The following is a 20622-nucleotide window of genomic DNA, read 5'->3' as shown; positions in this document are numbered from 1 at the left end:
GGGAAAGCCCTAGCGGTTGCGAGACCGCCAACCACCGCGCCGTTTCGGCGCCTGAGCAGATTGCAACCCTTCGGTCAGCACCTGTGTCATTGGGTGATCGACCTCATCTTTGGCATAGATGGCGTGCAGGTCAGACAGGGCTTGCCTCTGATCACGCCCCTCCGGAAGGCTTAACGCCCAGTCCAGAAAGATACTGCGACATTCGGGCAATGTGATGCCATCGATGCGATAGGCCTCGCGGATCAGGCCTTTGTGATCGTTCGGATCGTCATTGCGCGGCATCTTTATCCTCCTGAATCACGCGGCCGATAATTTCGGCGGCGATATCGTAGCTTTCCTGCAACGCGGCCTGCAACTGTTCGACCTGCTCATACCCGGTGGCCCGACACAGGAAGGCGGAACCGCCCTCTCCGATTTTATCGGCCTCGATAACCTTACCTGACAACAGCCGAGCTGCGCATTGCACAGACCAGCATAGATCGTAGCAATCCTTCAACGTTTGCGCCTGAGCGACATCCAAAAGCGCGGCTGCGACTGCACCGTCCAACCCGGCATGTACATCGCGCTTTGCAACACCGGACAGTAAAGCGCCTGTTTCGGCCATCAGCTCTATGTCCATCATGCGCCCGGCCCCATTCTTGGCATCCCAAATACCGGCGGGGGTTTTCGCGGCTGCCAGACGCGCGCGCATTTCGGCAACTTCGCGCAAAACCTGCGCCTGATCGCGGGAGCGCGAAACAAGCTCTATTCGAAAGCCCTCGATATCGTCGGCCAGAGAGGGCTCACCGGCGACGGGATTTGCGCGCGTCAGGCCTAGGTGTTCCCACACCCATGCCTCATTCTGCTGATAGTTCGTGAAGCTGGCCCAACTGGTCGCCACCGGCCCCTGATTGCCCGAGGGGCGCAGCCGCATGTCGACCTCATAAAGTCGCCCCTGCGACATTGGGGCCGACAGCGCCGTGATCAGTGCCTGCGTGAACCGGGCATAGTAGGTCCGCGTGGCAAGAGGCCGTGGGCCCTCGGACATGTCCTGATTCAGCGGGTCGTAGATCACGATCATATCAAGGTCAGATTGCGAGTTGATCCGCCCTGCCCCCAGGGATCCCATGCCCAACACAGCGGCACCGCGACCAGGTGCGGGCCCGTGTTTGCTGGTGAACTGGTCCACAACACATGGCAGGATCGCAGCGATCACCGCGCTTGCAAGTTCGGCATATTGCTGCCCCGCCTGCACGCCGTCGATCAACCCGCGCAGATGGTGAACGCCGATCCGGAAATGCCATTCCTTGCACCAGCGCCGCGCCAGATCAAGCTGGCTTTCGTAGTCCTGCTCCTGCGAGAGTTCTCGCTCCAATTCGCCCTGCAGCACCGTCCGGCCCGGCCAGTCGTCAAAGAAGCTGCCGCCAATCACCGCATCAAAGACCGAGGCGTTGTGCGACAAATGCGCGGCCAATGCATGCGACGTGCCTACTATATCGACAAGCAGGTCGATAAGCTGCGGGTTGGCCTCGAACAGAGAAAACAGCTGCACGCCCGCAGGCAACCCGCGAAGGAACCCGTCCAGTGCCAGCAGCGCCTCATCCGGTTGGGCGGTTTTGGCAAGACGCGTCAGCAGCTCTGGTTTCAGCCGTTCGAAAATCCGCGCCCCGCGCTGAGAACGCAGTGATGGGTAGGTCGTCCAGCGCGCCAATATGCTTTCGTCAAATTCAACTTCTGGCAAAGGTGCACGGGCTGTCGGGCCGGGGGCGAAAAAACCTTCGGTCAACTCATGAACCTCGGTCAGCCGCCGTTTCAGATCCGCAGTCAGATCGGCGCTATCAATCCCCATCAGGCATGCAATCCGCTCAATCCCGTCCGAGGATTGCGGAATCTTATGGGTCTGCGCATCATGGATCATCTGAATGCGGTGTTCGACTTCGCGATGCGCGCGGTAGTGATCGGTAAGCTTTTCAGCCACGTCCTCGGGCACCCACCCTTTGCCGGCCAAAGCCGCCAAACCCGGAACAGTACCACGCACGCGCAGGTCCGTATCGCGACCTCCGGCAATCAACTGTCGGGTCTGAGTGAAGAATTCGATCTCACGTATCCCGCCTTGCCCTAGTTTCATATCATGACCCGGAATGGTCAGCGCACCGCCTGTCCCTTTGTTTTCGCGGATACGCAAGCGCATGTCATGGGCATCCTGAATAGCCGCGAAGTCCAGATGCCTTCGCCAGATGAAGGGGCGGAGCGTATCCAGGAAACGCTGCCCCGCAGCGATATCGCCAGCGCAGGGACGCGCTTTGATATATGCGGCGCGCTCCCAAGTGCGGCCCAGACTTTCATAGTACCGTTCGGCAGCTTCCGCAGCCAGACAAACTGGCGTCACCGCAGGGTCAGGCCGCAGCCTTAGATCCGTGCGAAATACATATCCATCCGCTGTCTTGTCACTGAGTGTGGCGCAGAAATTCCGTGTCGCCCGGACCATCCCTTGCCGCGCTTCATAGAAATCGTCCGGATCATAGCGCGTTTCGTCAAACAAAACGATCAGGTCGATATCAGAGCTGTAGTTCAACTCATGCGCACCCATCTTGCCCATGGCCAATATGATCATCCCCGCGGCAGAGGCGACATCATCTTCGGTCATCCCAGGCAATTTACCTCGCCGGATCAAGGTTGCAATCTCGGCCTTGGCGGCAACATCCGCTACCATGGCCCCGAAATCGGTTAGTGCCCCTGTAACTTTTTCCAACGGCCACGCCCCTGCCAGATCCGCCAGGGCGGTCAACAGCGCCAAACGCCTCTTGGCCTGCCTCAGCCCCGGCCTGAGTTGATCCGCAGGCAAGGCCCTTGCGGTTTCCATAACGGATGCAAGCATCGCGTCCGGTTGCGCCAAAGCTTGCGGTAGCCAGTCGGCTTCCAGATCAATCAGGCCTTTGAGATAGGGGCTGGAGCCCGCAGCCCCTGCGATCAGTTCCCCCTGCTCAGGTGTAATGCCACCCACTGCATCGCGCGCTTCGGAACCAAGTGAAGGATCAAAGGCGCGCGGTACACGGTTGACGGCAAGAAGTCCTGTCATTTCATCTCCGATGACGTGGTTTCAGTATTTCTCTGGCCAAATATCTGACCCGACATTGCAACAATTTGGCGCTTAACTCAAAACAGCGCCGCAGCAGACAACCCAGCCAATGTTTGAAAGAAACCGTGGTGCGTTAGACTGAAATTGCGCTTGTTCAGATGTCAGGTCAACCATCCGAAATTCAGAAATGTAAATCATTTTCACATTGACCTCTTGTAACTGGGTTTGGTGCCCCCATCTATTCAATGTGAAAACAATTTACATCTAACCCGGAGAGCACCAATGACCGCATTGACCGAACACGCCGTCCCTGAAAACCCGGGATGGCTCAGCCGCGCAGAAGCCTGGCTTGACGATAAAGGCAAAGGGGCCTGGATCGCAGCCATGGTCCTTGGCTTTATCTTTTTCTGGCCCGTCGGCCTGGCCCTTCTGGCCTACATGATCTGGAGCAAACGTATGTTCAACAAATCCTGCAGCCGTCGCAAATCCTGGCACAGCCACATGAGCGCAATGAAGCCCTCGGGCAACAGCGCATTCGACGCCTACAAGTCCGATACTCTGGCTCGGCTGGAGCGTGAGCAACAGGAATTCGAAGCGTTCCTGCATCGTCTGCGCGAAGCGAAAGACAAGGCCGAATTCGACCAGTTCATGGATGAACGCGTCCGCGAGAACCGCGAAAGCGATGAAACCGGCGATAACGCCTGATCGACCTTGCCCTGTTCCGACAATCGGGACAGGGTATGTGAAACATCTACCGGAATGACCCGTATGCACTCCTTGCCAGACCCGAACCGACAGCCCGAGTTTTACCAGTCCGTCACGACCAAACGGTTCCTGGCCTGGCTGTTCGATATCGCCTTTATTTCGCTGCTTTGTACCGTCGCCATCGTCCTGACCCTCGGGCTAGGCGTACTGATACTCGCCCTGATTTATGCGGTGGTCAGTTTTGTCTATCGCGTCGTCACAATCGCCAACGGCTCTGCCACTCTGGGTATGCGTTTCATGGGGGTCGAACTGCGCGACGCTTTTGGTGAACGAATGGACACCGGTAAAGCGGTCGCACACACAGCCGGTTATTTTGTCAGCATGGCATTTCCGGTGCTGCAAATCATTTCAGTCATCATGATGCTAACCGGCGCGCGCGGCCAGGGCCTGACCGACACCCTTCTCGGCACGGTTATGATTAACCGTCGCGCTTAAAAGACTGTCGCGTGAATCACTTGGCGGCTCCGGGAACGGTTGTTATCATCCCGTTTCAGGAACCATAGGACATTCATGCGACACACGCTGCCAATCGCGCCGCAATTCTACGTTACGGCCCCTCAGCCTTGCCCTTATCTTGAGGGCAAGATGGAGCGTAAGCTGTTCACAGCGCTGCAGGGCGAAGGCGCGAATCAACTGAATGACTCCCTTTCCCAGCAAGGGTTTCGACGGTCTCAGAACGTCCTATACCGCCCTTCCTGCACCGATTGCGCCGCGTGTTTGTCCGCGCGGATTGACGTTTCGGCCTTTCAACCCAGCAAAAGCCAGAAACGCGCGGTCAGGCGGAACTCACATCTGCGACGCCGGGCGAATTCCCCATGGGCTACCGACGAACAGTATGACCTGTTCCGCACCTATCTTGACACCCGACATGCGGATGGCGGCATGGCGGATATGGACGTCTTCGAATTTGCAGCCATGATCGAAGAGACCCCCATACGCAGCCGAGTGGTCGAATATTCAGACCTGGAATCCGGCAATCTGATCGCTGTCAGTTTGACCGATGTCTTGGATGACGGGCTGAGCATGGTCTATTCATTCTATAGCCCGGAACAGCCTCAGAATTCATTGGGCACGTACATGATTTTGGATCACATCGACATCGCGCGCGAGGCGGGTCTGCCCTATATTTATCTTGGCTACTGGGTGCCTGGCAGCCCGAAAATGGGATACAAATCCCGCTTTGCAGGGCTGGAAGTGTACAGTCAGGGCGAATGGAAACGGGTCAAGGATCCCTATGACATTGCACATGACGGCCACCACCCGCTGTCCACCGCCCCCATCGCCGAACAGGTTGCCAGCATCCAACTGCCTGATCGTCACCCGACCAAAGGCTGAAACCTGATGCAACAAAGCCTCCACGCCGTTACGCTTGTCGTGCCGGACTACGATGATGCCGTCGCCTTTTTCACGCATACACTCAGCTTTTCCCTGACGCAGGACATCGACTTGGGCGCTGGAAAAAGATGGGTCCGCGTAAGCCCACCCGGATCCACCGGGGGCTCACTTCTACTCGCCAGGGCCGTCGATGCAGTTCAGAGAACCGCAATCGGCAACCAGACAGGTGGTCGGGTCGGCTTCTTTCTGGAAACAGACAATTTCGACCGCGACTATAAGGACATGCTGGCCAAAGGCGTCCATTTCGAAGAAGCCCCGCGCCATGAACCCTATGGGACCGTAGCAGTCTGGCAGGACCCGTTCGGCAACCGCTGGGATCTGATCCAATTCACCTGATCCGCATCTTCATCTGGCCAAAAAATACCTCGGGGTTGAATTGGCCGCAGGCCAAGAAGGGGCTGGCCCCTTCTACCTACAAACAAAGCAAAGGGGGCCCGCTGGCCCCCTTTTCATTTGAACACCTGATCTTTGATCAATTCGGGATCAGATCCGGCACGATGGTCACAATCGCAGGGAAGAACCAAAGGATTCCGATACCGACCACCTGGATCAGCACAAACGGTACAATCCCACGATAGATATGGCCGGTAGTCACTTCTTTCGGCGCGACCCCGCGCAGATAGAACAGCGCAAATCCAAAAGGTGGCGTCAGGAACGAGGTCTGCAGGTTCACCGCCACCATGATCGTCACCCATTTCGGATCAAAAGACCCGCCATAGATTACCGGGCCCACAATCGGGATCACGATGTAGATGATTTCCAGGAAATCCAGTACGAACCCAAGGAAGAACAGCACCAGCATCACGATCAGGAAGACTGTGAATTCATTGTCAAAGCTCTTGAGGAACTGCTGGATATAGTGCTCACCGCCGAACGAGATCACCACCAGATTCAACAGCTGTGACCCGATCAAAATGGTGAACACCATTGAGGTCACCTTGGCGGTTTCCCGCACCACCGGGGTCAGTACGCCGCTGGAATACAGAACCCAACAGCCGAACAGCAAACCAAACAGGGCATACAGATAGGCCGCATAGGCTATGATGAAGGCAATCCAGGTTTCGGCCGAGGCGCTGCTCTGATTGATGCGCAGATCAAAATTGACCCCCATCAACAGGGCAATGACCACGGCGAAGGTGGCCCAAATGATGACCTTGCCGGACCGCTCCTGGTCTTGCAGCTTACGATAGGCCGCCAGCATGATCGCACCACCCGCGCCCAGTGCCGCCGCCGGGGTCGGGTTGGTCACCCCGCCCAGGATCGACCCCAGCACTGCGATGATCAGAACCAGCGGTGGAAAGACCACCCGGATCAGATCATTGGTGGCACAGCGCGCCGCAGCCTCTTTGCAGCCATAGATGGCCAAGGCAAAGGGCAACGCCAGCATCACAAAGGTCAACCCTGACGAGGTTGTTGGCGACACGAACAGAATATCGACAAGCAACATCAGGATCAGACCAATGGCCCCAAGGATCAGCGGCTGTGGCGACCGAGACGGCGCGATGCCCCGACCCATCACAATGGTCAGACCCAGCAACAGAACCATCACCGCAACACCCGTTCCAATCGGAGCAGCGTTGGCAATCTTCTCCTGCTGCGCGGTGGCAAGCTCTTCCTCGGTCAGACGAGTTGATTCTGCGGCACCACCTGCGTCATCAATGGCCGTTTGCTCGGCCACGGCCTGATCCCAAGCGGATTGACCATGCAGCTCGATCATCGAGGCTTTGCAGGTTTCGGAAACGTTGGTCCGCAGCGATGCGCCCTGCCCGATATCGGAGAAGGCCGAGACCGAGACGTTCTGGCTGCCGATGACCCCTAGATTGCCCAGCAGAACCGTACCCACGATCAACGCGACAGGTGCACCCAGCAACCAGGTGAAACCTTCTGAACGGGTAATGGGCTCTCCGCTGCCGCCGGTCATGGGCACCGCAGGCGCCTTATGCGGGTTGAGCAGCGCATAGCCAAAGGCATAAAGCGCATATAGCAGCGCCAGCATGATCCCTGGCAGCAAGGCGGCCTGGAACAAAGTACCAACCGATACGACCGCAGGCTGACCTAGATAGGTCAGCGCGTCTGTACACCCGGCATCAACCGCGCGCGTCTCTTGCGCGGTGGAATACAAGTCACCGGCCAGCGTTCCCAGCAAAACAATCACGATCGAGGGCGGAATGATCTGCCCCAGCGTTCCCGAAGCCGCGATGACACCCGTCGCCAATTCAGGCGAATAGTTGTTGCGCAGCATGGTTGGCAGCGCCAGCAAGCCCATGGTCACCACAGTCGCGCCCACGATCCCGGTTGAGGCCGCAAGAAACGCCCCCACAACCACAATCGAGACGGCCAGACCACCCGGCAACGGTCCAAAGACGCGCGCCATTGTGGTCAGCAGATCATTGGCGATCTTCGACCGTTCAAGCGTGATGCCCATCAGCACGAACATCAAAACCGCCAGAAGGGTTTCAATGGACTGACCGGCCAGAACACGCTCGTTCATGCGGTTCACGATGAACGACACGTTGCGGTCCAGCGCGGTTTCCCAGCCCGAGACAAAAACAGGCTCGGCAATCCTTGGTAAGTCCGGGAAGCGGAACACTGATATGGTATCGGGTTTAACCCCGGTGCTGACCAGATCCCGATACGCCGCAGAGCCGGTGTCGATCGCCTGGTGAATCAGCAAACCTGCGCTGTCCAATGCGGCGATGATGCCGAATGAGATCACTCCTGCCCCGCCGATGGCGAAGGCCACCGGAAAACCGGATAGAATACCTCCGAAGAGGCAGAAAAATACGATAATGAGGCCTATCTCGACGCCATCAAGTCCGAATAGCATTGTCTGGTTCTCCGTCCCTAATGCGCGCCTTCGTAGGCTTCTTCACCCTCGCCAAGGCTGTCCTTGTCGAGGTATTTTCCAACACTTTCCGGGCCTTCCACATATTCCAGATACGAGCGGTACAGGAATGCAATCGCGTGCAGGAACACCATCGCTGCGAAGGCGATTAGTAGGATCTTGAACAGGAAATAGCCGTTGAATCCGTTGGGGCTGAACCCGATGGTTTCCACGTTCCAGCGCAGCGCGCGGGACTTGGCCACCAGCCGGTCCAAAGTATCACTGGCCGAGGGCTTCGGCACGATCAGATGCCGCCACATGAAGTACCAGCCATACATCCAGGTCAGCACCGCCATCGGCATCATGAACAGTACAGCACCACACATGTCGACCACACGTTTGGCGCGGTGGCTGATGCCGGCATAGATCAGGTCAACGCGGACATGGCCGCCCTGTACAAAGGTGTAGGTGCAGCACAGGCACACGACCATGGCGTTATACAGTTTCAGCTCTTCCGCGAACCAGCTGATATCCATCTGAAACGGGATACCCAGCCCAAAGGACATATCCGGGCGGGTAAAGACCCGCTGCATGAACACGATGATGATCTGCTGAACCACCATCAAAAGGCCTGCCCAGGCGAAGAAACGCCCCGTCGTGTTGGCAAAGCCTTCAAGCCCGCGCACCATCGCCCACATGAAGTAGCGGTTGTAAAGACCAATGGCCGTCAACACCAGAAACAGCGTGAAAACCACAAAGAAGAACTCGACCGACCCACCGTAATAGACAAAGCGCATGACTGCTTCTTTGTCCGACCAGTCCAGCCAGAGTTGCGGATGCGTGATGGCGTATCCGAAATTAATGAAGGCTTCGGCAATGCTCTGAATGAACCATATCAGCCCATTCCACAGGGCGCCGAAGAACGAGATACCGTTTTCGTCCTGCATGTTGTCCCCAGGTCGCGTCAGTTGCACATTCGAGAGTTACAGTTTGTCCGACCGTCAGATGCGCAACGGGAATGGCTCCCCCGACATGCGGGGGAACCGATTTCAAAGATCGAAGTGACTTAGCCGCGAACGCGGTCGCGCTGCGAGGTGTAAACACCCGACGACAGATTGTTCCAGGCCGAAGACGCGGCCATGGATTCCATCGCACTGTCGTGGATGCGCTTGAACAGCTCGTCGCCCATGTTCTCGTCCAGGACTTCCTGGCTTGCGGCACCAAACGCGTCCCAAACGCTGTCCGGGAACTCCATGACCTTGACGCCACCAGCCTGCAGACGCTGCAGCGCCGCGCCGTTGTTGGCCAGGAATTGCGCCAGGTTCCACTGATGGCATTCACCTGCGGCGATCTCGATGATCTTCTGCTGCGAGGCAGACAGGCTGTCATAGACCTCGCGGTTGGTTGCCAGCGAAAGACCCGCACCCGGCTCATGGAAGCCCGCGGTGTAGTATGTCTTGGTGATTTCCTGGAAACCGGCTTTTTCGTCAGCCCACGGACCGATCCACTCGGTTCCGTCGATCGCGCCGGATGACAGCGCCTGATACACTTCGGAGCCCGGAATGTTCTGCACGGATGCGCCCAGTTTACCCAGTGCTTTACCGCCCAGCCCCGGCATGCGGAACTTCAGGCCGTTGAAATCTTCGGGGCTGTTGATCTCTTTCGAGTACCAGCCACCCGCCTGCGCACCGGTGTTACCAGCCAGGAAGGATTTAAGGCCAAAGATTTCGCCCAGCTCGTCATGCAGTTCCATACCACCGGCATGGTAGTACCAGTTCACCAGTTCCTGGGCGGTCATACCAAACGGAACAGCGGTAAAGAATGCATAGCCCGGATGCTGACCCACAAAATAGTAGTCTGCCGCGTGGTACATGTCGGCCTGACCGGATGATACCGCGTCAAACACTTCGAACGCGCCAACCAGCTCACCGGCTGCTTTGATCTCAACGTTCAGGTTGCCGTCCGACATGGTGGTGATGCTGTCGGCGCAACGCTGCGCGCTGTCGAACACACCTGCAAGGCCACGGCCCCAGGATGTGACCATGGTCAGCGTGCGCTTGCCCTGTGCATAGGCCGGTGCCGCCAGCGTGGTCGCTGCAGCAGCCGAGCCGCCTAGTGCGGATGTTTTCAGAAATGAACGACGGTCCATATGAGTGATCCTCCCCTTCATAATCATGACCCGGATTGTCCGGGCCTGTCGTATTCAACAGCGGCAAGACTAGTCACAAGGAAGTGAAAGGGAATACCTACTACTGCGTAGAAACGCGGCTTTCTGCGCGAATTGCACAGGCAATAACGGTCCAATCATAGCAAAACAGGGATTTTTGGTGCCGTTTTCCCGCCAGACGCCCAATCTTTTTGCAATTTAGCTGTGGCTTGCGTATCGATTCGTCCATGCAAAGACTTCGACAACTGGTCTCGTTGACCTATGCTCAAAAGCTGTCGCTGGTGGCGGCGATCCCGCTGGTCGTGGCGGTGGCCGCGATTGCGGTGATGGTTGCCTATGAGGCGCGCGCCACTGCCGAGCGCGAAATTGAAGCACTGGAACGCTCTTTGATTCAGGCCAAGAAGGAAGAGCTGCGCAACTATGTGACTCAGGCGCGCAATGGGTTTGCCTATATCTACGGGCGCGCGGCTCCGGATGACGCCGCCGCCAAAACTCAGGTCGCGCAAATCCTGTCGGCCATGATCTATGGGCAGGACGGGTTCTTTTTCGTCTATGACTATGACGGCACCAATCTGGTCAGCCCCCGTCAGACTGAGTTCATCAACCGAAATTGGGAGGGTCTGACCGACAGCGACGGCACACCGGTGGTGAATGAGTTCATTCGCCTTGCTCGTCAGGGTGCGGGTTGGCACAGCTTTATGTGGCAAAAGCCCTCGACCGGGGAAGAGGCGCAGATGATCGCCTATGTCGTCGGCCTTCAGGATTGGCGCTGGGTCGTGGGCACCGGGGTATTCATCGATGACATCGTTGCTGCAGTTGCCAGCGCACGGGCCGAGGTTGAAGCGCGCGTGCAGCGTACCTTCATGTATATCGGTGCCATTGTTCTGGCCGCTGTTCTGATTGTCTTTGCCTCAGGCATGTTGCTCAACATCCGCGAAAGACGTCTGGCCGATGCCAAGCTGAAACAGCTGACCCAGCGGGTATTCGACGCGCAAGAGGAAGAGCGCGGCCGTGTGGCACGCGAGCTTCATGACGGGATCAGTCAGATCCTTGTGGGCGTGCGCTTTGCGTTGGACAACGCCCGCCGTCGCCTGTCGCGCGGCGATGATGTGGGCGCGCATGATCCACTGGACAAGGGGATCGAGCATCTGGGAACCGCCATCAGCGAGGTCCGCCGCATCAGTCGCGACTTGCGCCCCGGCGTGCTGGACGATTTGGGCCTCGGCCCCGCGCTTGAGGCTCTGACAGATGATTTCCGCGAGAGAACCGGGATCGAGACCGATTTCTCGACCGTTGTTTTCCGCAACCGGCTGGATCAGGATAGCAAGATCGCCCTCTATCGCATTGCCCAAGAGGCCCTGACCAATATCGAACGCCATTCCGGAGCCACCCATGTCACCATCGATCTGCGCGGGCACAAGAAAGGCGCAACCATGCGAATAACCGACAATGGCCGCGGTTTGCGCAACTCTCCGGGTCGGGGCAGTACCGGGATTGGGTTGCGCAATATGCAGGAACGGATCGAGCAACTTGACGGATCGCTGCGTATTCTGTCATCACGCGGCCACCGCAGCGGCACAGTGATCGAGGTCAGCCTGCCACTCAGCCACCTGTTGCCGCCGCAGGAAGACGCAACTCCGAACCGAAAGGCCGGTACATGAGCGACCAGACGATCCGGGTCCTGATTGTCGACGATCATCCAATGGTGGCCGAGGGGATCCAGTCGATCCTCGAAAGCTATGACGACATCACCGTGGTCGGGACACTCAGCAGCGGAAAGAAAGCGGTTGACCAGGTTGCCGATCTGAAGCCTGACGTCATCCTGATGGACCTGAACATGCCCGGGCTAAGTGGCCTGAGCGCAACCGAGATCATCCTTGAACGCATACCGGACACCTGCATTCTGATCCTGTCCATGCATGACAGCCCCGAATATATTTCGACTGCTCTCAGCCATGGTGCAAAAGGGTACGTGCTCAAGGACGTCCCAACGGATGAAATCAAAAAGGCCATCGATGCCGTCATGCGGGGTGAACAATATTTGTGCACGGGCGCAAGCGGTTCCCTCAAACCCAAAGGCGACACAACGCGCGAGGCTTTGACCGGGCGCGAGCAGACGATCTTGCTGGAGCTGGCACAAGGGAAATCGAACAAGGAAGTCGCCCAAACGCTTGATATCTCAGTGCGAACGGTCGAGACCCATCGCAAGAACATCAAACGAAAATTGGGCATATCCTCAACTGCCGGCCTGACCCGCTATGCGCTGGAGCACGGCGTTCTACAGGGCACCAGCCCAGGGTTCTGATCCCGTAGCGCGGCACGCGCTGCTCGGCCTAGCCTCCGCAGGCAGGCGGGCAACGGGCGAGAGAACTCTTAGTTACCGTCAATCCAGAAGGGCGTCACGCCGGACTCCTTCCTTGTCATGGTGATGCTGAAGAACACGCCCATATAACTGACGGGTCCGTTCCACCCCACCGCACATGCCTTCGGTTTCGACAAAAGAAAAGATCCCGACATATCGTCTGCGCTCTCCTTTCACGGGAGCGACCCGGTGCAAGGAATAGCGCCCTTTGAAAATCTGCAGATCCCCTGGGTTCAACACCAACTGGTGCACCCGTTTCCGATCACCGTCCAGTACTGCAGAAACAGCCGCGAAATTCTCATCCTCGGCGCTTCGTAGGTTGGGGGCATATTCGAATTCACCGCCGAATTCTCCATTCTGAATGGCCAGCGTCACGGTGTAGTTGTTGGTGTCAAAATGCCAGGGAAACCCCTGCCCTTCTTCGACCACGTTGATGATGACATCAGCCAAAGGATCATCGTAGCGAAAGAACCGGTCTTCGGACTCGTTCAATGCCGTTCGAATGAAAGGTAAAAAACCAGCGAACTCATAAATACGTCGCAGCGGTCCGGATTTGGAAAAACTGTCCGCTGGCACAAAGGCATTCGACCGATCATAAAATCGACGCACCGGATGGCTTGGCGCCAATGCCGGGTCGTCTTTGGTGAAATACGCATTCGTTCGGCTAAATGACCTATGTGCACCAACGGCAGTCTTTTCGGCTTCTTTCAGCAAACGCGCCACGCCATCCTCGTGTACGAAACCTGGAAGAACAGCACAGCCGTCCCGATCCAGCTCGCGCCTCAGATCACCTATCAGTTGCTCATATGCCCATGAACCGGGGCGGTCTATCGGGTATCGCCCGAGATCAACCAGATCCTGCAACATGTTCGGCCTCCCTCGCCACTGCAATTAAGTCCAGCGTGACTCAGCCTAAAATCACGATCATGCCCGTTTCGGACATCGGCATGACGCATTTCGACACTTCCGTGCCACTCGCCAAGCATTGCAAAGGGGCGAAAATCCCGAAAGTTCCGAACATGCGTCAAAATGCGCAATAAAATGTCGCAAAATACCACCCAGAAGTTAGAAAATTGGTGCAATTGCCTGTTGACGCCCCTTTCCACCGCCCATAATGTCCAACCCACGCAAAAAGGAGCCTCTGGCGATGAGAACGCTAGTCGTAATCGTAGGAACCACGCGCATGGGCCGGTAACGGTAAACCATAATCGAACCCATGCGCCTCCGAAAATCTCGGGGGCTTTTTTTATGCGAAACGCAAGACACATGTCGCCAATGGAGCAAAGCAGATGACACGTGAGATGACCGGCGCAAAGATGGTAGTTCAGGCCCTCAAGGATCAGGGCGTGGACACGGTATTCGGATACCCCGGCGGCGCCGTGCTACCGATCTATGACGAGATCTTTCTGCAAAACGACATTCGCCACATTCTGGTGCGTCACGAACAGGGTGCGGTTCACGCCGCCGAAGGCTATGCCCGCTCGACCGGCAAGCCCGGCGTTGCGCTTGTGACCTCGGGCCCCGGCGCTACCAATGCGGTGACCGGGCTGACCGATGCGCTTCTGGACTCGATCCCGATTGTTGTTCTGACCGGACAGGTTCCAACCTTCATGATCGGCTCGGACGCCTTTCAGGAGGCTGATACCATTGGCATCACCCGCCCCTGCACCAAACATAACTGGCTGGTAAAGGACACGAATTCGCTGTCCGATACCTTGCACGAGGCGTTCCATGTCGCCACCTCGGGCCGTCCTGGCCCGGTCCTGATCGACATTCCCAAGGACGTTCAGTTTGCGTCCGGAGAATACAGCGCACCGAAACCATCTACCTCACACTATCAACCTGTTCTGAAAGGCGATCTGGAAGAGATCACCGAGCTGGTTGCTGCGATTGAGACCGCGAAAAAGCCAGTGTTTTACACTGGCGGTGGAGTCATCAATTCGGGCCCGGCAGCCAGCCAGTTGCTGCGGGAACTGGTAGACGCAACAGATTTCCCGATCACTTCGACCTTGATGGGCCTGGGCGCCTATCCGGCGTCTGGCAGGAATTGGCTGGGCATGCTGGGCATGCACGGGTTGTATGAGGCCAATCTGGCGATGCATGATTGCGATCTGATGATCAATATCGGCGCTCGTTTTGATGACCGCATCACTGGACGGATCGACGCGTTCTCGCCCGATTCCAAAAAAGCGCATATCGACATCGACCCCTCTTCGATCAACAAGGTGATCCGCGTTGATATCCCGATTGTTGGCGATGTGGCCCACGTGCTTGAGGATATCCTCAAGGTCTGGAAATCGCGCGGTCGCAAGACCAACACCGCGGCTATTGCGAAATGGCAGGAACAGATCGCAGATTGGCGCAAGGTAAATTGCCTTGCCTATACCAACAGCGAAAAGACCATCAAACCGCAATACGCGCTGCAACGCCTTGAAGAACTGACCAAAAAACATGACCGTTACATCACGACCGAGGTTGGCCAACACCAGATGTGGGCCGCACAATACCTTGGCTTCGAAGATCCCAACCGCTGGATGACCTCAGGTGGTCTGGGCACGATGGGTTACGGATTCCCGGCCTCTATCGGTGTTCAGATGGCACATCCCGACGCGCTGGTGATCAACGTGGCCGGTGAGGCCTCGTGGCTGATGAACATGCAGGAAATGGGCACCGCTACGCAGTATCGTCTGCCGGTAAAGCAGTTCATCCTGAACAACGAACGCTTGGGCATGGTGCGCCAGTGGCAGGAACTGCTGCATGGCGAACGGTATTCGCATTCCTGGTCCGAAGCGCTGCCTGATTTCGTCAAGCTCGCCGAGGCGTTTGGCGCCAAGGGTATCTTGTGTTCTGACCCCGCCGATCTGGACGATGCGATCATGGAGATGATCAACTATGACGGCCCCGTGATCTTCGACTGTCTGGTCGAAAAGCACGAGAACTGCTTCCCCATGATCCCGTCGGGCAAGGCCCATAACGAGATGCTGCTGGGCGAGGCCGAGACGCAGGGCGTGATCGATAGCAAAGGTTCGGTTCTGGTATGACAGCGCAGATGATCAGTTTTGACGCAACGCGCTTCCAGCCTACCCCGGACGAGTTGAACGAAGAAGCTGATGATTTCATCAATCCGGATGTGTTTGGCAAGGAACTCAGCATCTTTCTGAGTAAAGAGCTTGCCGCATCCGGGTTTGAGGTTTCCTTCGCCTGTGCCGAGGACTGGGGATGGTATCACGAAATTGATCATGACGAGCCGTTTGCCCTGGTTTTCGGCTGCTCAAACTATGGTGATGGCCATCTGGTTCAGTTCTCACCAAAGACCGAGCATGTGAGAAAGATGTTCAAGAAATACCACGCAGCCCCCAAGGTGGATGCATTGCGTGGCGCAATTTGGAAAATTCTGGAGAATGCCGAAGGTGTATCGAACCTTCGCTACGAAGAGGACTAGCTCAGCATGTCTGCCCTACATATCAAAAAAGGCTCCACCCGCCATTCGGCCTATAACCTACGACCCACGTTTTCCGACGTACAGGAACGCCATACCATCGCAGTTCTGGTCGAGAATGAACCGGGGGTTCTAGCCCGCGTCATCGGCCTGTTCTCGGGTCGTGGTTATAACATCGAAAGCCTGACCGTCGCCGAGGTGGACCATACCGGACACCTCAGCCGCATCACCATCGTCACCACCGGCACCCCGCAGGTGATCGAACAGATCAAGGCACAGCTGGGCCGGATCGTATCGGTGCGCGACGTGCATGATCTGACGGTCGAAGGCGCGTCGGTCGAGCGGGAATTGGCCATCATCAAGGTGGTCGGCGACGGCGACAAGCGGGTCGAGGCGCTGCGTCTGGCCGATATTTTCCGTGCCAATGTCGTGGACAGCACTTTGAATTCGTTCATTTTTGAGATCACTGGCGCACCTGACAAGATCGACGCCTTTGCCGATCTCATGCGCCCACTGGGTCTGATCGAAATCGCCCGGACCGGCGTTGCCGCCCTGTTGCGCGGCGATTGACCAAAACTGCCCCGCCGGCGCATCCAGTTGGCGGCGGGGTATCGGCAATACCCAATTTGCAAGATCACAATACGCCAAACGTGAACATCAACGTCACATTTGCCTAAAAAGTTTAAGCTAAATCAGAATTAACCTATTGCGTCTGTGCATCATCGCGTTAGCCTTCAAGGGTAGCGCGGCGTTGGGATGCGTCCGCTGGGTCATCTGTACGATTTCAGACAGCGCCTGGTTTGTTGGCCAGTTGTGTCGCGGTTATTCGGAATACACACAAGTACCGGGACGAAAATGACGAACGACAGCCGCAGCCCCGACGACCTACGCAGGATGTTCGGCGCCAATCTGCGAACTCTTGCTGGACAATATAATTCAGTTTCCGAGCTGTGCCGCCAGCTTGGAGTGAACCGAACTCAGTTCAATCGCTATCTTGGCGGCGAAAGCTTTCCCCGACCCGATGTCCTTGACCGAATATGCCGCTTTTTTGATGTTGATGCTCGGATTTTGCTCCATCCCTTGGATCAGATTGATCAACCGTCCAAGCACCCGGCTGCGGTCGCCCTGACCGAGTTTCTGGGGTCCACCCCAGCCACCCTGACTGAAATTCTGTTTCCCGGCGGGTTCTATTATGCGACCGAGACAGAACTTGATGGCACAAAACCCCTGAGACACAGGCTTTTTCACGCCAGAAGGTTACCGCAATGTACTTTGGTTAGAGGGTTTGAACCAATTTCCGAGACACCCGGAGCATCAGTCGCAGAGCGCGAAGTACAGGGTATCGTGGCCTGTGCCGGGCGGCAGATTTATATGCTCATGTCCTGTCGTGCGTCTCAGAAAAGCAGGATCTATCTGGTGACACGTGGAATTGAAAATCAAACAAACTGTTGGCGCGGTGTCGCAATTTGCCTGTCAAAAACTACAGCTACCGCAACGACGACACGGCGGATATTGCTCAGACATTTAGGGGACGACACCTCGACAGTCCTGGCCGCCGCGCGCATTGCACGCCGACCAGAAGCCATGGCCCGTGCTTGACGACGATCCTGCCGTGTTAATCCGCGCTTTCCCCGCCCTGAGAGATCAGCCAGTAAAGGTGCCAACTGGCGTGCCCCAATAGCGGCAGTACGATCAACAAGCCGAAAAACCAGGGAATCATTGCGGCAAACGTCAGAACCGCAATCAGCGCGCCCCACCCCAGCATCAATCTGCGGTTTGCGGCCACATAGCTATAGCTGGCAATCATTGCAGTCACAAAATCCAGTTCTCGGTCCAAAAGCATCGGAATTGAAAGCACCGTGATCATGTAGAGGATGGTCACAAAAATCGCGCCAACAGCTGTTCCAACCGTCAACATCGTCAACCCGTTTGATGTAAGGAACACCTCAAGGGACGAAGACACATTGGTCATGGTCGATAGCCCCATAAAAAGGGCAAAGATCATGTGGCCAAGAAAGAACCAGAACAGAAACATCACAACGATGATGGCGCAGATCGAAGGTAACTGACGGCGGCTTTGACCCAGGATTACGCCAAATATGGCCCGAGAATCCAAACCTTCACCCTCTTGAATGCGCCGCGATACCTCATACAGCCCCACCATGGCAAAGGGGCCCAGCATCGGGAAACCGATTGCGGCCAAAATCAGCCAATAGGTCGTTCCGGTCGTGAGAGTGACCCAAACCATCAGCCAGCCCATCAATACATAGAACCCGGAAAAGAGCAGCCCAAAGAGCGGAGCGCGGCGAAAATCGCTCCAGCCTCGCCTTAGGGCCTCGTGCAGCATTTCGACATCTACCCGCCCCATGTTCGGAACACCAAACTGTTTGTCCATGGCTTTTATCCTTCGTATCCGGTCGATTTTCACGCGGGTCGTTTTTGCGGCCAACTGGTGGCAGAATGATATGCGGATCCGATGGACAAAATACGAGAATCCGCTCCGCGCGGACCGAAGATCTGCATCCCCATCGGCAAGCCTTCGGATCCAAATCCAACAGGAACCGAGAGGCAAGGCAGTCCGATCAGGCTGACCGGCACCACAACCTGCATCCAACGGTGATAGGTATCCATCCGGGTGCCGTTGATTTCGGTGGGAAATGCAAGCTGCAAGTCGAATGGCCAGACCTGGGCCGACGGCAGGATAAGCGCATCATAGTCCTGGAAAACTTCGGTCGCACGTCGGAACCACTCGGTTCGCACAACACTGGCACGATGGACCTGCATCGCTGTCAGCGCCAGACCACGGTCCAGTTCCCATTGCGCAGTATCCTTCAGTGACGCGCGGTGTTCTGTCAGAGACGCAAGACCGGCGGCCACGCTCCACGAACGCAATGTAATCCAGCTATTCCACATCTGGTCGGCGTCAAAGGGCGGTGCGAGGGGTTCGACCTTGGCCCCGAGTTGAGTGAACACCTCGAGCGCGTCACGGCAAATCTCGCGGATACCAGGTTCGAATGGAAAGGCTCCGCCCCAGTCATCCAACCACCCGATACGCATTCCGGTCAGGTCTGCGGGTTGGACCGGAGACACGCTTTCCCCCGGATGGCCCAAAGGTTGGGACGGATGAGTGCCGCTGATCACATCAAGCAATAGACCAATATCTTCGGGGCTCCGCGCCATCGGGCCCAATGTAGAAATCTGGTGCAAGTACCCGTCACCGTCGGGTTCGTTTGGCACCCGCCCCCAACTGGGCCTGAAGCCATAGACGTTGTTCCATGCCGCAGGGTTGCGCAGGCTGCCCATCATGTCAGACCCATCGGCCAGCGCCACCATGCCAGACGCCAGCGCGACTGCTGCTCCACCGGATGAACCGCCGCAGGTACGCTCGGGGTCATATGGGTTGCATGTGACGCCATATACTGGATTGAACGTATGTGAGCCCAATCCGAATTCCGGAGTATTGGTTTTACCGATCAGGATTGCCCCGGCCTCTTTCATCCGCTGGGCTAACAGATCGTCTGTTTCCGGAATGAACCCATTCAGGATTGGTGATCCTTGGGACGAAACGACGCCCGCAACATTCACCAAGTCTTTGACGGCAATCGGCAGACCATGCAGCGGACCACGGTTTGGTCCGGAATCAACAGCACGGGCCTCGGCCATCAAATCATCAGGATCACGCATCGCCACGATTGCATTCAGGCGCTCGTTCACTGCGCCGATCCGCTCTAGCGTCAGTTGCATCAGCTCAGCCGCCGATAAACGCCCAGAGGACAATGCACTCAACAATTCGGCTGCTGTTATTTGGCCTAGATCCATCCCTGGGCTCCACCTTTTTGGTCAGCCTAGCCGGAGCGTATCCTCATTTAAACCCTCAGTTTGAATGCATCTTTTTAGCAAAGACCACCCGAGGTCACTTGGATCGAGACTCAAAATGCAAATTGCTGTCGTGCCCAAGAAAGTGTTTTACGCACAATAGGATGGAAAGGACGCTTAACACAAGCCAGATCCCGCCCCACATCATGGTTGTGCCGCCGAATTCTTGGGCCAGCATGTAGGCATCCGAGCGGACACCCGAGCGCCGGATCGTGTCATCAAAGATATCATAAGGCACATAGATCACGCTGGTCAGCCCGATCACGCGTAAAGCCAGATCACAGATCGGCCGACTTAGATAGAACGCCATGCCGATCATTACCGCCCCAACACCTGCACAAAACGCCATGGCAAAGGGATCGCGGACATAAAGCGCTGTTACCAACAGCATCACTCCGCCAAATCCACCCAGCACCGCCCGGTCCCAATGCGTGCGCAATGCAATCAGCAACAACCCCATCCCTAGCGCCAGCGACCCGAGATAACCGGCGGACAGGCTGAAGAACCTTTGCCCACCACGCGCTGTGACAAGACCACCCTGCTGCGGTGAGATCGAGAAGCTCTCGACCGAACCACCGGTTAGGACGACGGTTATCGCGTGCGACAGCTCGTGCAGGAATACGATGAGTATCTTCAGAGGCACCACAACCGGCGTAGACCAGAACACAAACACCAAAGCGACAAGCGCAATCAGTTGCCAATGTCCTTTGATCAGCTTCATCATGGGCATCGAACG

The 20622-nt window shown here is 56.8% G+C and carries 19 protein-coding genes; 10 read left to right on the top strand and 9 right to left on the bottom strand.

The features are described from left to right. Nucleotides 1-9: 9 nt before the first annotated feature. Complete coding sequence (locus AC2FIP_RS01630; RefSeq protein WP_271947514.1) at nucleotides 10-282, bottom strand: hypothetical protein; 273 nt, start codon at nucleotides 280-282, stop codon at nucleotides 10-12. Then, nucleotides 269-3058, bottom strand: coding sequence for a [protein-PII] uridylyltransferase family protein (locus AC2FIP_RS01625; protein WP_496784944.1), 2790 nt, complete (start codon nucleotides 3056-3058; stop codon nucleotides 269-271). Before AC2FIP_RS01625 ends, AC2FIP_RS01630 begins: the two co-directional genes overlap by 14 nt. Before the next feature lie 282 nt (nucleotides 3059-3340). On the opposite strand from AC2FIP_RS01625, the gene AC2FIP_RS01620 reads away from it, so the two are divergent. The 4 genes from AC2FIP_RS01620 (at nucleotide 3341) to AC2FIP_RS01605 (ending at nucleotide 5554) form a co-directional block, all read left to right on the top strand. Further along, nucleotides 3341-3763, top strand: coding sequence for a DUF2852 domain-containing protein (locus tag AC2FIP_RS01620; protein ID WP_142633305.1), 423 nt, complete (start codon nucleotides 3341-3343; stop codon nucleotides 3761-3763). A gap of 63 nt (nucleotides 3764-3826) precedes the next feature. Next, on the top strand, nucleotides 3827-4258 hold the full coding sequence (locus AC2FIP_RS01615) for an RDD family protein (RefSeq protein WP_142635100.1): 432 nt from the start codon (nucleotides 3827-3829) through the stop codon (nucleotides 4256-4258). A 75-nt stretch (nucleotides 4259-4333) separates the two neighbouring features. Further along, entirely contained in the window at nucleotides 4334-5158 is an 825-nt protein-coding gene (locus AC2FIP_RS01610; protein WP_496784942.1) for an arginyltransferase, read from the top strand. Nucleotides 5159-5164: 6 nt separating this feature from the next. Then, nucleotides 5165-5554 (top strand): VOC family protein, encoded by a 390-nt coding sequence (locus AC2FIP_RS01605; RefSeq protein WP_496784940.1) that lies wholly within the window; start codon nucleotides 5165-5167, stop codon nucleotides 5552-5554. A gap of 136 nt (nucleotides 5555-5690) precedes the next feature. Here AC2FIP_RS01605 and AC2FIP_RS01600 read toward each other — a convergent pair whose 3' ends face one another. The 3 genes from AC2FIP_RS01600 to AC2FIP_RS01590 all read right to left on the bottom strand — a co-directional run bounded on the left by AC2FIP_RS01600 (nucleotide 5691) and on the right by AC2FIP_RS01590 (nucleotide 10191). After that, complete coding sequence (locus tag AC2FIP_RS01600; protein WP_496691093.1) at nucleotides 5691-8045, bottom strand: TRAP transporter large permease; 2355 nt, start codon at nucleotides 8043-8045, stop codon at nucleotides 5691-5693. Nucleotides 8046-8062: 17 nt separating this feature from the next. Continuing rightward, nucleotides 8063-8989, bottom strand: coding sequence for a TRAP transporter small permease subunit (locus tag AC2FIP_RS01595; RefSeq protein ID WP_496784938.1), 927 nt, complete (start codon nucleotides 8987-8989; stop codon nucleotides 8063-8065). 119 nt (nucleotides 8990-9108) lie between these two features. Then, complete coding sequence (locus tag AC2FIP_RS01590; protein WP_142633295.1) at nucleotides 9109-10191, bottom strand: TRAP transporter substrate-binding protein; 1083 nt, start codon at nucleotides 10189-10191, stop codon at nucleotides 9109-9111. 245 nt (nucleotides 10192-10436) lie between these two features. On the opposite strand from AC2FIP_RS01590, the gene AC2FIP_RS01585 reads away from it, so the two are divergent. Beyond that, on the top strand, nucleotides 10437-11870 hold the full coding sequence (locus AC2FIP_RS01585; RefSeq protein WP_282027358.1) for a cache domain-containing protein: 1434 nt from the start codon (nucleotides 10437-10439) through the stop codon (nucleotides 11868-11870). After that, nucleotides 11867-12514: a response regulator transcription factor gene (locus AC2FIP_RS01580; RefSeq protein WP_142633290.1), complete on the top strand. Its 648-nt coding sequence runs from the start codon at nucleotides 11867-11869 to the stop codon at nucleotides 12512-12514. Before AC2FIP_RS01585 ends, AC2FIP_RS01580 begins: the two co-directional genes overlap by 4 nt. A 78-nt stretch (nucleotides 12515-12592) precedes the next feature. Here the strand turns inward: AC2FIP_RS01580 and AC2FIP_RS01575 are convergent, their stop codons facing one another. Next, nucleotides 12593-13438: a HalD/BesD family halogenase gene (locus AC2FIP_RS01575; RefSeq protein WP_496784935.1), complete on the bottom strand. Its 846-nt coding sequence runs from the start codon at nucleotides 13436-13438 to the stop codon at nucleotides 12593-12595. Between the two features lie 422 nt (nucleotides 13439-13860). Between AC2FIP_RS01575 and AC2FIP_RS01570 the strand changes: the two genes are divergently transcribed. The 4 genes from AC2FIP_RS01570 to AC2FIP_RS01555 all read left to right on the top strand — a co-directional run bounded on the left by AC2FIP_RS01570 (nucleotide 13861) and on the right by AC2FIP_RS01555 (nucleotide 17609). Beyond that, nucleotides 13861-15612, top strand: a complete 1752-nt coding sequence (locus AC2FIP_RS01570; RefSeq protein ID WP_496784933.1) for an acetolactate synthase 3 large subunit — start codon at nucleotides 13861-13863, stop codon at nucleotides 15610-15612. A gap of 8 nt (nucleotides 15613-15620) precedes the next feature. Continuing rightward, complete coding sequence (locus AC2FIP_RS01565) at nucleotides 15621-16013, top strand: hypothetical protein (RefSeq protein ID WP_496691088.1); 393 nt, start codon at nucleotides 15621-15623, stop codon at nucleotides 16011-16013. 6 nt (nucleotides 16014-16019) lie between these two features. After that, nucleotides 16020-16580, top strand: a complete 561-nt coding sequence (gene ilvN, locus AC2FIP_RS01560) for an acetolactate synthase small subunit (RefSeq protein ID WP_142633282.1) — start codon at nucleotides 16020-16022, stop codon at nucleotides 16578-16580. Between the two features lie 285 nt (nucleotides 16581-16865). Then, entirely contained in the window at nucleotides 16866-17609 is a 744-nt protein-coding gene (locus tag AC2FIP_RS01555; RefSeq protein ID WP_282021886.1) for a helix-turn-helix domain-containing protein, read from the top strand. Between the two features lie 16 nt (nucleotides 17610-17625). On the opposite strand, the gene AC2FIP_RS01550 is transcribed toward AC2FIP_RS01555, so the two are convergent. The 3 genes from AC2FIP_RS01550 to AC2FIP_RS01540 form a co-directional block, all read right to left on the bottom strand. Then, nucleotides 17626-18405, bottom strand: a complete 780-nt coding sequence (locus AC2FIP_RS01550) for a DUF2189 domain-containing protein (protein WP_496784931.1) — start codon at nucleotides 18403-18405, stop codon at nucleotides 17626-17628. Nucleotides 18406-18434: 29 nt separating this feature from the next. After that, nucleotides 18435-19829, bottom strand: coding sequence for an amidase (locus AC2FIP_RS01545; RefSeq protein ID WP_496784929.1), 1395 nt, complete (start codon nucleotides 19827-19829; stop codon nucleotides 18435-18437). 94 nt (nucleotides 19830-19923) lie between these two features. Beyond that, nucleotides 19924-20616: a M50 family metallopeptidase gene (locus AC2FIP_RS01540; protein ID WP_496691084.1), complete on the bottom strand. Its 693-nt coding sequence runs from the start codon at nucleotides 20614-20616 to the stop codon at nucleotides 19924-19926. Between the last annotated feature and the right edge of the window lie 6 nt (nucleotides 20617-20622).

Source organism: Ruegeria sp. CDSB114 (assembly GCF_059611025.1).
Note: the sequence above shows the minus strand (reverse complement) of the source record. Positions and strands in the feature narration are given on the sequence as shown.